This window comes from Enterococcus sp. DIV2419 (assembly GCF_051711865.1).
Lineage (GTDB): Bacteria > Bacillota > Bacilli > Lactobacillales > Enterococcaceae > Enterococcus > Enterococcus faecalis.
Map to the genome: position 1 here is coordinate 1,140,306 of NZ_JBIONS010000001.1, position 13,721 is coordinate 1,154,026.

The window sequence follows — 13,721 nt, forward strand, 5'->3', positions numbered from 1 at the left end:
TTAAGTTGGAGTTTAAGGTCTTTGTTGTTTTATTTAAGATTCATAATCACAATGCCGACAATAATAACCACAGCACCAATAAGGGCATTCGTTGTGATTGTCTCTTTTAGAATAAGATTTGAAGCAATTAAAATAGCGATGTTTGTACAGGCAACGCCTAAAGGAACAATGTAAGAAACATCGGAACGACTAATAATTAACATCCATAAAATAAAACTAATTAAATAACAAAATAAACCTAATAAAGATATAAGTGAGATATTCATTGAAAAGATTGTTTGTTGGAGTTGGATGTTCAAACTGCTAGAACCTAGTTTAAATAAGACCAGACCAGCAGAAGACAGAAATACGTAAATAATAAAAAGAACCATAATTTCCCTTCTCTCAAAAATAATTTCCGTGCAAAAAAATGCAAGACCTCCATTATTGTAGCATAATCTCCTAAAAATTGGACAAGATTTTTTAATATAGCGAAATCAGTTAAATTTTTCTTTATAAAAAGGGGTCTACTATTGAAAAGCTAGGCGTTTATCGATAAAATAGAAATGTTGTTTAAAATGGCATTTTTGTATCCAAAAATTTTAGATAAAAATAGTTTATTACGGAAGGAATAAGTATATGTTTAAAGAAACATTTTCAATTTTCAAGAATATTTTTCAGAACAAAAAATTGTTATTACAATTTTCATTCAATGATTTTAAGGCCAAGTATGCTGGTTCAGCACTAGGAATTGTCTGGGCGTTTTTAACGCCATTAGTAACTGTTTTGACGTATTGGTTTGTCTTTTCTGTAGGCCTTCGTTCTAGAGCTGGCGACAATATGCCGTTCATTGTCTATTTAGTAACAGGGATGGTGCCTTGGTTCTTCTTTTCAGATTCGTTATTATCAGCCACGAATGTGTTTCGTGAATATAGTTATTTAGTTAAAAAAGTCGTGTTTAATGTACAAATTTTACCAACATCTAAAATTTTATCGAACTTGTACACCCACTTGTTTTTCATTCTAATTGGTTTTGTAATTACTACAGCTAACGGTTATTACCCAAGTCTGTACAGTTTGCAATTAATTTACTACTTAGCTTGTTTATTAGTCTTTTTAACAGCAATTACGTGGATTACTGCTTCAACACAACCATTTTTACCTGATATTATGCAATTTATCAATATCATTATGCAAACAGTTATGTGGACATTGCCAATTTTATGGCAGCCAACTGGAATGATTGCGACAATCTTAAAAATCAATCCATTATATTATATTGTTCAAGGATACCGCGAATCTTATTTAGGCGGTGCATGGTTCTGGGAACATTGGCAATATAGCTTATATTTCTGGGGAGTTACTATTGTTTTACTATTAATTGGCTCAACCGTGTTTAGACGCTTAAAACCACATTTTTCAGATGTACTATAAGGAGAGAACGACATGTCAGAATATGCAATCGATATCCAACATATTACCAAAACATACAACATGTATAAAAAGCCGTCCGATCGGTTTAAAGAAGCGCTTAGTCCAACCAAAAAATCCTACCACGATTTGTTTTATGCGTTAGACGATGTCACGATGCAAATTAAAAAAGGCGAGATGATTGGCTTTGTCGGCGAAAATGGCTCTGGGAAATCAACCATGTTAAAAATTATTACAGGGGTATTAACGCCAACCTCCGGGTCCATGGTGATTAATGGGAAAATTTCAGCGTTGCTTGAATTAGGTTCAGGTTTTAACCCTGAATATTCAGGATATGAAAATATTTTCTTAAATGGAATGGTCCTAGGTTTTTCCCGAGAAGAGATGGAAGAGCGTGTCCAAGATGTCATTGATTTTGCTGACATCGGCGATCATTTGTATCAACCAGTTAAAACGTACTCTAGTGGTATGTTTGTCCGCTTGGCATTTGCGGTAGCTATTAACGTGGATCCCGATATTTTAATTGTCGATGAAGCGTTGGCAGTCGGGGATTTAGAGTTTCAATTAAAATGTATGGAAAAATTTACGGAAATTAAAAATTCTGGTAAAACAATTTTATTTGTTTCTCACGATGTAAACTCCATTCGTCGTTTTTGTGACAGAACTTTTTGGTTGCAACACGGGAAAGTCGTTGAATATGGAGATACGATGGACGTGACGACCAACTACGAAAACTTTTTGAAAAAGAAATCAATTAAAACGGTTGACCGCGAAGCGACCATGAAAGATGAAACCCCAACACCAGATATTATTGAAGTGGATCATGCGGAACTTTTAAATGCGGATTATGAACCATTAGAAATGGTAACGCAAGATGAAAAAGTGATTGTAAAAATTGAATATACTGTCAAAAACGACCAAATTAAGAAGCCTGTTTGTGGGGTCGCTATTCGAACAGTGGACAATCATTATGTCTGTGGCTTAAATACGTTGTTAGATGGCGTGCAAATTCCTTGGAAAAAAGGACGGAATGTTTTTTATTTAGAATATGAAAAAATGTCATTATTAACAGGTGAATATTATTTTGATATTGCTTTCTTTGAGGAACATGCAACAGTCCCATTAGTCTACAAAACAAAATACGTGACGATGTTTATTACCGGTCGTTATGCCGGAGAAGGAATTGTCATCTTAGATCATAAATGGAAGGATACGACAAAAGATGAAGTATGATTTTGAAATGGAAACAGACGAGAGTACCAGTGTTGGGAAAATCGTAGCACAAATCAAAGAAAATAGTGATGTCTTGGAATTTGGTCCAGGTAATGGGCGAATGACTAGCTATTTGATGGAAGAAAAAAAGTGCCAGGTCTCAATTGTTGAATTAGACAAAGAACTTTATGATCATGTCAGTCAATTTTCAACAGATGCCTTTTATGGCAATATTGATGAAAATGATTGGGTCGAATACTTTGCTGGTAAGACGTTTGATTATATCGTTTTTGCGGATGTGTTGGAACATTTAATGAATCCTCAAAGCGCCTTAGCAAAAGTCAAACCATTTTTAAAACCAGGCGGTCAAATTTTAATCACGTTCCCTAATTTGGCGCATAATTCGGTCTTAATTGATTTATTTAATAATCGTTTAACGTGGAATGAAACTGGGCTGTTGGATGCTACGCATAAATCATTCTATTTACAAGAAGGATTTGAAAAAGTTTTTGCAGAAGTTGGTTTATACATTGCCAAAGAAGATTTTACATTTAATCAAGTTGGCTACAACGAAATTCCTACGACATATGAAGCGTTACCTGTAGAAGTGCAAGCAGCTTTTAAAGCGCGTCCCTTTGGTGAAGTGTATCAGTACTTTTTTGCCTTGACTGCTGAACCAGTAGAACAGCCAGAGCGAGTGACACCAGTAAATTCATACAATGAAAAAAACGTTCATATTTTAATTAATTGCGGCGAAGAAAAAGAGACTGAGTTGGATCAACCAGTTGATTTACAAAAACCTGAAACAAAACAGTTCCAACTGAAGATACCAGAAGACGTCCAACTGATAAAATTATTCCCAAGTTTAACGGGGGCAATTGTTAAATTATCCATGACGATAGACGGTGAGACAGTCCCAGTCGCAGCCACGAATGCTTTTCTGGTACAAGAGAATATCTATTATTTCTTAGATACGCAAGTACCTGTAATCGAAGTAACCGATGCACAAATGGCAGGCAAAGACCTGACAGTAGACATTGATTATTTCTTTGAAGGCAACTATTCAGAACGTGAAAATACCTTTATTCATGCACTGTTAGATGAAAGAAATCAATTTTTAGAAGAAATGAATAAACAGACGGAGACTGCCCCTATGCCTACTGGAAAATATAAACGAATCACGTTAACTAAATTTGATAAAATGATTAATTTAACCATCGATGATATTGCTCGCGATGTAGAAAATAACGTTTCTGTTATCAGAGGGTGGGCGTATGACAAACAAACAAATTATCCGCTAAGATTCAGCATTGCAGAAGCTAGTGAATCAGTCACTTATACGGTGGAAACAGAATATCGTCGGGATGTTATTGATATGTTTGAATTAGAAGGCGATCAAGATTATGGTTTTGTCATTACGATTAAAGATCCAGAAGATTTACCAGCCTACACGCTAAACATTGACACCAAATCAGGCCAGAAGGTTCAATACGTGGTGGAGCGTCCAAACATGGTTCAACCAGGCACAAAATTTGATCGAGCATGGCGTTCGATTCAGACACGTGGTTTCATGGGCTCAGTGAAGTGGTACTTTAAACGACAAGAAAAAGCAGAAGCCCCTGTTGACGTGGAGGCAGTTTTAGCGGAAATTAAAACGTTCCAATTTCAGCCTAAAATTTCTGTCGCTGTGCCTGTTTATAATGTCGAAGAAAAATGGCTTGCAGCGTGCGTTTCTTCTTTACAAAATCAGTACTATGAAAATTGGGAGTTATGTTTAGCAGATGATGCATCGCCAAGCGAACATATTAAGCCCATGCTAGAAAAATATAAAGAACTAGATCAACGAATCAAAGTTATTTATCGCGAAGAAAACGGACATATTTCAGAAGCAACTAACTCAGCTTTGTCGATTGCTACTGGCGATTTTGTTGGTTTCATGGATAACGATGATGAATTAGCGCCACAAGCATTATATGAAGTGGTCAAAGCTTTAAACACAGATCCAACGATTGATTTTCTTTATACTGATGAAGATAAAATTACAGAAAATGGTCGTCGCTTCAACGCGTTTTACAAATCGGACTGGAATCCAGAACTGATTTTAAACCATAATTACATTACACACTTTGTTGTTGTGAAACGTGATTTATTAGAAAAAGTAGGCGGACTGAACTCAGCATATAACGGCGCTCAAGACTATGATTTCGTATTACGAGCAACGGAACAAGCAACGAAAATCAAGCACATTCCTGGTATGATGTATCATTGGCGTGCCATTGAATCATCGACTGCTCTAAACCCTGAAAGCAAAGGTTACGCCTATGTAGCTGGTCAAAAAGCGGTCCAAGCGGCAACGGAACGCCGTGGCTTAAAAGCACAAGTAGAGATTGCCGAATTTTATGGTTCCTATAAAATTAACTATCTTTATGATCATGTGCCGATGGTATCATTGATTATTACGAATGATACAGAGAATATGAGTAGTTACTTACGTCAATTATTAGAAAAAACTGCCTATACAAATTATGAAATTCTATTGCCTGCACGCTTCGAGAATCAAATAAATATCCAAAATGACCGTCTTCGTTATGTTTCAACAGAAACTCGTCATGGCATGATTCAAGCTGCTAAGGGAGAATATGTGGCTTTATTAAATGCTGGATTGGTACCAACGAAAAATGATTGGTTAAAAGAGTTAATGAACATTGGTCAACAAGAGACCTCTGGTTTAGTGACTGGCCGCGTAGTTGACGCACGCTATCGCGTGGAAACGGTGGGAGTATCAGTTGATACAGACAAAGGTCGATTACTTTATCCCGAAAAAGGCACCCCTGGTAAAAGCTTAGGTTACTATTACAGAATTGCTTTACCAAGAAATGTTCAAGCAGCAACTGAAGACTGCTTACTATTCAACAAACAACTTTACCTAAATTTAGAAGGAATTAACGAAAACTTAGGAAAAGAGTGGATGGGTGTCGATTTATCGTTACAATTTGCTAGCGCTGGTAAACGAAATGTATATGTGTCCTATGCAATTTTGAAAGCAGACGAAAAAATGCAAAACCATGATAAAAAAGGATCTTATAAAGAACTTGCGGAAAAATGGACTGCGGAAGCTTTAGTTGATCCTTACCGAAATCCGAAACATCTATAAGGAGAATGCACATGAATGAAGACATTAAGGTGATCTTTGATAGTATCTATCGCGACAAAACAACAAATAATTTAACCATTACAGGTTGGGCGTTGGATACAATCACTAAAGAAAGCCCAACTTTCACAATTAATAATGAAAACCAAGTGTCCGCTTATAACATTCAGCGCGTTTTACGTGAAGATGTTAATCAAATTTATCAAACAGAGCCTGCGATTGAAGCTGGCTTTGTTGTTACACTTGAAGGAATTAAACAAAAAAAAGTACTCCCTTTTCATTTTCAATCATCAGCACATGTTGTAACGGTGGATTTTCCCTTGAATAAAAAATATCCAGTGATTCCAGGGACAGAAGATAAAGTGACTCGTCTTTGGATAAAAGCCAAAAAAGGATTTAAGTATATGGCTAAAAATGGTATTTCTCATACCATTCAACGAGCGAAAATTGAGAAACTAAGAAATCAAGCTTCGTATCCTAACTGGTTAGCTAGAAATGAAGTACTAGACATAGAAGCGATGACGCAAGAAATCGCAACATTTCATTATCAACCTAAAATTTCCATTGCGATGCCAGTGTATAATGTTGAAGAAAAATGGCTTCGGTTGTGCATTGATTCTATTTTGAATCAAGTCTATACTAATTGGGAATTATGTATGGCCGATGACGCCTCAACAGATCCTAATGTCAAAAAGATTTTAACTGAGTACCAACAATTGGATGAGCGAATCCGGGTCGTCTTTCGTGAACAAAATGGTCATATTTCCGAAGCGACCAACTCTGCCTTAGCGATTGCTACCGGAGAATTTGTCGCCTTACTAGACAACGATGATGAATTAGCAATCAATGCTTTTTATGAAGTGGTTAAAGTGCTTAATGAAAACCCAGAACTGGACTTAATTTATAGTGATGAAGATAAGATTGACATGGATGGAAATCGTTCTGATCCAGCCTTTAAACCAGATTGGTCACCTGATTTACTTTTAGGAACGAATTACATTTCGCATTTAGGCGTGTATCGTCGGAGTATTCTAGAAGAAATTGGCGGCTTTCGAAAAGGTTACGAAGGTTCTCAAGACTACGATTTAGTCTTAAGATTTACTGAAAAAACGACAAAAGAACGCATCACACATATTCCAAAAGTTCTTTACTATTGGCGGATGCTGCCAACCTCAACAGCAGTGGATCAGGGCTCCAAAGGTTATGCTTTTGAAGCGGGGCTAAGAGCCGTGCAAGATGCGCTCGTTCGTCGAGGTATTAATGGTCATGCAACGCATGGGGCGGCGAATGGCTTATACGATGTTTATTATGACATTGAATCTGAAAAGTTAGTCTCAATTATTATTCCAACTAAAAATGGCTATAAAGACGTACAACGTTGTGTTTCATCGATTATTGAAAAAACAACCTACCAAAATTACGAGATTATTATGGCTGATAATGGAAGTACAGATCCAAAAATGCACGAATTGTATGCAGAATTTGAACAACAATTACCTGGCCGCTTTTTCGTTAAATCAATCGATATTCCATTCAATTTCTCAACTATTAACAATCGTGCAGCGAAAAAAGCGCACGGAGAGTATTTATTATTTTTAAATAATGATACCGAAGTGATTACAGAGAATTGGTTAACCTTGATGGTTTCATTTGCTCAGCAAGAACGGATTGGCTGTGTAGGTGCGAAATTATTGTATCCAAATAATACGGTCCAACACGCAGGCGTTATTTTAGGATTAGGTGGTGTCGCTGGACATGGTCATTATGGTTATCCCCATGGTGACTTAGGCTATTTTGGTCGGTTAGCTATTAATGTTAATTATTCAGCAGTAACTGCCGCATGCTTACTTATGAAAAAAGCAGATTTTGATGCAGTTGGTGGTTTTGAAGAAGCGTTTACCGTAGCTTTCAATGATGTTGATTTATGCCTGAAAGTCCAAGCTTTAGGACGTGACAACGTCTGGCTTCATGAAGCAGAGCTTTATCATTTTGAATCTCAAACTCGTGGATATGATGATAAAGGCAAAAAGAAAAAACGTTTTGAACAAGAAAAAGTGATGATGGAAGAAAAATGGGGACCTTTAATTGAAAATGATCCATTTTATAATCCTAATCTGACAAGGGATATTCCCAACTTTTCATTACGAATTGACTAGATGCAATTGCGGATGACGAAATGGAGCGAAAAGATGGAACAACAACTAACTACAAGAAAAGAAAAACAACCATTACGCAACCAAGCTGAGCAGAGCGCTCGCTTGGTTGATCATTTGTTACGCTGGCGCTATCTGCTAGCGGCAGTCATTTTTATTTTACTGGTCGCCTTTAAAGTCCATGGTAGTTCATTAAACATGTGGGATGCGTATGTTTCTGAATATGCAGATGGTCAAAAAAGTTCATTAATTGCTGGTGAACCAAGAGGTGTTCGCTCGGATGAATGGCTCGTTCAAACCCCATTTAGTCTCTCACAAACACAAACAGGTTTGAAAACACATAATGATGTGATTACGTTAAATGGGCAAGACATGGTGGTAGGCTATAATTCACCAGCGTGGAATTTGGCCACGTTAGCGAAACCTTTTACGTGGGGCTATGTACTATTAGGCAAAGAGTATGGCTTATCATGGTATTGGAATCTTAAATTAATTGGCTTAATTTTATTTTCTTTTGAAATTGGCTTGATCGTCACACGGCGGAATAAATATTTAGCTTTGTTAGCAAGTGTTTGGATTCCGTTTTCTTCGGCCCTTCAATGGTGGTTTGTCTCGCCAGTTGGAGATTTAGTATTTTTTGGCTTAGGTTTTTTAGTGGGAATTTATAATTATTTCTATTATCATAGTAGTGTTCGACGTCGTGTCATTTGTGCGATAACGGCTGTTATTATGGCTTCAGGATTTGTTTTAGTTATTTATCCTGCGTTACAAGTACCACTTGGTTATTTGATTTTATTATTTTTAATTTTATTCTTTTTAGAATTTCGTAAAAAAATTAAGTTGGATAAGTGGGATGGGGTCCTGATAGGTGGGGCACTCTTGATGACGGCGATTATTGTTGGCGGATCGCTATATGGCTCATTGGATTCCTTAAAAGCAGTAATGGATACCGCTTATCCAGGAAAACGGGTAAGTTTAGGTGGAGATATGCCTAAACGCGATATTTTGTTATTTTTAACAAATTGGAAAATGCCGTTTCAAGATGTTCCATATTCAAATAATTCGGAAATCAGTAGTTTTTATCAATTATTTTTTGTTATTTTGCCGCTCTCACCATTTATTTTTTATAAAAAAATCAAAGAAAACATTTACGGTTTTGTCTTATTCGTGTATTGTTTATTTAACTTAGTTTGGATGAGCGTTCAATTTCCAACAATTTTTGCTAAGTTGACATTGTGGTCTTATGTGCCAGAACAACGGGCGATGTTATCCTTTGGGTTTGCCGCTGTGTTGTTAAGTTTATGGTTCATCGATTATTTATGGAATCGCCAAGCAAAAATTCCAATGATGGCCTGGTTAGGGGCGCTAGGACTAAATGTTGTTCTGTATTTCTTTGTTTTATATACGGGCAATTTACGGTTATACGTTACACGAATGGACATCATTGGTGTCTTAGTTGTCGCTACCGTTTTAATTGTTGCTTTATTTAAACGTTGGCGCACGTTATTTGTCCTTGTCTTATTAGGAATCATTATGGTTTCTGGTGCCTTTGTTAATCCAATTTCTCGAGGCGTTTCTGCTGTCTATGGTAAAAAAATAGCGGTAGAAGTGGAAGAAATTAACAAAAAAGACCCCAACCAATTGTGGGTGGGCGAACGCTTGATGTATGGCTATTTGCCAATGTTAGGTGTGCATACATTTAACGGTGTTGCTTTTACACCTGACTTAGAGGCTTGGAAACCATTAGATCCAAAAGGAAAAGACACATTTATTTATAATCGCTATGCGCACATCAATGTTGAAGTAGGAAATCAGACCCCTGTTTTAGAGTTGATGCAAAAAGATGCGATTATTGCTCGTTTATCTCCAGAAAAATTAAAAGAATATGGGATTAAATATGCGGTCGTTTATAAACCATTAGAACCGTTAGACACACCAACGATTCATTTTGAAAAATTATATGGACCTGATCAGAACGGGGCATATATTTATCGAATAAACGACTAGTGATTCATTCATGGAATGAGGTTTGAATATGGGAAAAGTATTGAATAGAATCGGTCGACTTATTTTATTAGTTACAATGATCGGCTCGTATACGATGTGGGTCGTAGGAATTGATGCGCCAGTCACAAAATATATGTATGCCAATAGTTCAATTTTATTATTAATAGCAGTAATACTTGTACTGCTATTAAATTGTACGAAATTAAAATTTATTGACTGGCTGACCGTAGCGTTGGCGCTAGCCACCTGGCTCTTGTTTCACTTTACGGAATCAATCCGTCATAGCACGATGCAAACAGATACAATGATTCCTTTAATTATTTTGTTGGTTCTTTGTTTTAAAGTTTGTGTCTTTGATCGTTTGGATCAAACGCTTTTATTAATTGTCTCTTTAGTTGCTTTGAGTGCGACTTTGTATCGGATGTCCGTGGAGTTGCCTCAGTTGATTCCAGCAGACGAAATTTTTAAAGAATCAAATAAACTAGAAAGTATTTGGATTAATACCAATACGATTGGTGCAACATTGATGTTTTCAACAATGATGGCCAGTAGTTTGATCAAAGCATATAGAAATAAGGTTTTTAACCTGCTGCTTTTACCTGTATACATTGGTGGTGTTTTAGGTACATGGGTCAGTCAATCAAAAACCTCTTTTGCCATTTTAGTTGGTTTTATTCTGGTGGATAATCTTTTACCAAAACGTTTCTTGCAACGTTCGAAAGTTTGGCTGTTTGGTTTTGTCGGAGTAGCTGCATTGGGACCATTGTTATTTTACTTATGTGCGGAATCGGATACTGTTGATTTATTTACAGGAAGAGAACGAATTTGGCATGAGTTTTTTGCTAAATGGTTATCTGATCCTCAACATATTAAAGTCGGTATGGAGCCTTTTGTGGCCTCATGGAAACCGCTGGGGACACATAATGCTTTTCTATTTACGTTAAGTAATTTTGGTGTCATTGGCTATCTGATTTTATTTGGTTTTTTAGTCAGTATGATTTTATTGATTGGTTTCCGCAAAAAAACATTGGATCGTTTGCAAGTTAGTTTACTTTTAGGCTTCCTTTTAATCTGGATTCATTCATTTATGGAAGATATTTTATTAGCGCCTCATTGGATGCCGATTGTTTATAGTTTCCTTGGGCTAGCCTTCTACTTCCGGCCAGAGAAAAAACGAGGAAGACATGAAAGACCAACGACATCTAAAAGAAGAAAACGAGTGAAACAAACAAGTCCTGTTAGCAATGAAGAGCGCCCGATAGCACCTGTTGACGAAGAGGGCTGGGACCAACCTGAAGAATTAAGTCGTGTCCAAAGACATCGCAGATAATTTTCATCCTATAGAACTTTCTTGTCCGCTGACATTATGGTAATATAGGGGTTGCATGTTATTACAAATAATGTAATTACTGGAAGTGAAGAGAGGAAGTTTTTAATGACATCAAAAAGTGAATGGAGTAATGCAAGACGAATTGTAATTATTTTAGCAGACGTTTTGCTCTATAATTTATCAATCATCTTAGGGTTTATGGTGAAATTTGGCCGAGAAATTCCTTCATTTAACTTTGTGGCTTATGAAAAATCTGCAATTTACATTTCAATCTTTTTTATCTTTTTGAATTTGTTGTTAGGTGCGTATATTTTTTATAATCGCAAAATTAGTGACATCATTTTTGTCACGGTGATTGGTCAAATTTTAATGACTTTAACGATTATGATTGTGACATTTGCCGGACGTTGGTTTACGTTCCCGCGTTCTGTTTTAGGATATTCCTTTATAATCGGAATTATTGTTCTAAGTCTTTGGCGAATTCTTGTTTATTATTTATACTTAAAGGTCAGCAATGAGCGAAAAGTTGTTTTACTAGGTAAAGAAAATCAAGTCATGCGTTCAATTCAAAACTTTATGTCTGATAAAAATAACAAGCATAAAGTAACGAGCGTTGTTGTCAGCAATTACTATGAAAACTTAAAAAAAATTATCGATGAAATCGATATTGTTTATATTTCAAGTAATGTTGATGAGAACGAAAAAGTAAAATTGTATCAATTAATTGTCAAACACAAGAAAAAAATCTTTTTAGATACAAGTTTTGAAAATCTAATTATGTTAAAACCAAACATGATGAACTTTGAAGATGAAAGTATTATCGAAGTCTCAAATTTTGAAATTCAACCAGAAGAGAATTTTATTAAACGTTTATTCGATATTTTAGTCTCTGTTTGCCTATTTGTGATTACCTCACCCTTAATGCTTATTGCAGCGATTTTAGTCAAAGCAACCTCACCGGGACCAGTGATTTACAAACAAACTCGGATTACATTAGATCAACGTGAGTTCTCGATTTTAAAATTTAGAACGATGTCGGCAACAGCGGAAGCAAAATCAGGTCCAGTCTTATCTACAAGTAACGACAGTCGCGTCACTACAGTTGGTAAATACTTGCGCGCTTTACGTATTGATGAGTTGCCACAACTAATCAATGTTATTCGCGGGGATATGTCCATTGTCGGACCACGTCCTGAACGACCATTCTTTGTTGATCAATTTAATCAGGAAAACCCGAATTACTATTTACGTCACAATGTACGTGCGGGGATTACTGGCTATGCCCAAGTTTATGGGAAGTATGCTTCTGACTACAATAGTAAATTGAACTTTGATTTACTGTACATCAAGAATTATTCATTACTGTTGGATATGAAAATTCTGCTTCAAACCATCAAAATTCTCTTTGATAAAGTATCATCAAGAGGATTGGATGAGTCTGAAGAACGTGAAGAATTGACGATGGATTATTGTAAAGAGAATGCTATTAGAATTTACCGTTAAGAGGAGCTATGGCTTCTCTTTTTTTTGAAAAAAAGAGAGACTTCTAACAAAGCTTGAAAAATCAGGTATTCTATGTAAAAATATACAAGCGTGGATGAAAAAAGAAATAGGGGTGAAGAAATGGAAAAGGTACCAGTAAGTGTCTTACTTTCCATTTATATAAAGGAGCGTCCTGAATATGTTATTGCATGTTTAGACAGTATTTTTAATCAAACTGTAAAAGTCGATGAAATAGTATTAGTAGAAGATGGTCCTGTAACTGAAGAAATGACAGTCATTGTAGATAAATATAAAGAAACGTATCCAGAAGTGCTTCATGTTTTACCTCTAGAAAAAAATGTTGGTTTAGGTAAAGCGTTGGCAGAAGGGGTTAAAGCTTGTCGTAATGAACTGATTGCACGAATGGATGCAGATGATATTATGAAGACGGATCGGATTGAAAAGCAGTGGCAATTATTTCAAAAAAATCCTAACTTGGTCATTACCGGTTCTAACATTATCGAATTTGAAGGGAACATAGAAAATATTTTGGGGTATCGTAACCTTCCAAGTTCTAATGAGGCTATTCGTGAATTTTCCAAAAGAAGAAACCCGTTTAATCATATGACTGTCATGTATAAGAAGTCAGACATTTTAGAGGTCGGTAACTATCTGCCAATGTCAGGATTTGAAGATTATTATTTATGGGTACGATTATTGAAAAAAGGAAAGGAAGCGCAGAACCTTTCTGAACATTTAGTCTATGCTCGAACAGGCAGTGATATGTACGCACGGCGTGGTGGTTGGCAGTATTTTAAGTCAGGACTAAAAGGACGCAAAGCAATCTATCAAGCAGGACTTGGTAGTTTTAAAGATTTTTTTGTGAGTTCCAGTGCACATGTTGTCGTAAGTTTGATGCCGAATACTTTACGAGGTAAATTTTATGAGAAGTTTTTAAGGAAAGAAAATGATTAAG

General features: G+C 36.1%; 9 protein-coding genes. 8 read left to right on the forward strand and 1 reads right to left on the reverse strand.

Translation table 11 applies throughout. The annotated features are described in order from the left end of the window. Positions 1 to 29: 29 nt before the first annotated feature. Positions 30 to 467 carry an EamA family transporter gene (locus IGI97_RS05350; RefSeq protein WP_434542884.1) on the reverse strand — a complete coding sequence of 146 codons (438 nt, stop codon included), beginning with the start codon at positions 465 to 467 and terminating at the stop codon, positions 30 to 32. 151 nt (positions 468 to 618) lie between these two features. Here IGI97_RS05350 and IGI97_RS05355 point away from each other — a divergent pair, with 151 nt between their 5' ends. The 8 genes from IGI97_RS05355 (at position 619) to IGI97_RS05390 (ending at position 13,720) form a co-directional block, all read left to right on the forward strand. Further along, positions 619 to 1,413, forward strand: a complete 795-nt coding sequence (locus IGI97_RS05355) for an ABC transporter permease (protein WP_002356900.1) — start codon at positions 619 to 621, stop codon at positions 1,411 to 1,413. A gap of 12 nt (positions 1,414 to 1,425) precedes the next feature. Further along, complete coding sequence (locus IGI97_RS05360; protein ID WP_002356901.1) at positions 1,426 to 2,643, forward strand: ABC transporter ATP-binding protein; 1,218 nt, start codon at positions 1,426 to 1,428, stop codon at positions 2,641 to 2,643. After that, a complete protein-coding gene (locus tag IGI97_RS05365) occupies positions 2,633 to 5,776 on the forward strand; it encodes a glycosyltransferase (RefSeq protein ID WP_438738123.1) in 3,144 nt (1,047 codons plus the stop codon). Before IGI97_RS05360 ends, IGI97_RS05365 begins: the two co-directional genes overlap by 11 nt. 11 nt (positions 5,777 to 5,787) lie before the next feature. Next, the gene (locus IGI97_RS05370; protein WP_438738125.1) at positions 5,788 to 7,929 is read left to right on the forward strand and encodes a glycosyltransferase family 2 protein; all 2,142 of its coding nucleotides are present in this window, start codon (positions 5,788 to 5,790) and stop codon (positions 7,927 to 7,929) included. Further along, positions 7,930 to 9,933 (forward strand): DUF7657 domain-containing protein, encoded by a 2,004-nt coding sequence (locus IGI97_RS05375; protein WP_164846935.1) that lies wholly within the window; start codon positions 7,930 to 7,932, stop codon positions 9,931 to 9,933. A gap of 28 nt (positions 9,934 to 9,961) precedes the next feature. Further along, positions 9,962 to 11,263, forward strand: a complete 1,302-nt coding sequence (locus IGI97_RS05380) for an EpaQ family protein (RefSeq protein ID WP_142665376.1) — start codon at positions 9,962 to 9,964, stop codon at positions 11,261 to 11,263. A 105-nt stretch (positions 11,264 to 11,368) separates the two neighbouring features. After that, entirely contained in the window at positions 11,369 to 12,766 is a 1,398-nt protein-coding gene (locus tag IGI97_RS05385) for a sugar transferase (RefSeq protein ID WP_002356909.1), read from the forward strand. 120 nt (positions 12,767 to 12,886) lie between these two features. Beyond that, entirely contained in the window at positions 12,887 to 13,720 is an 834-nt protein-coding gene (locus IGI97_RS05390) for a glycosyltransferase (RefSeq protein WP_010707337.1), read from the forward strand. The last annotated feature ends 1 nt before the right edge of the window (position 13,721 follow it).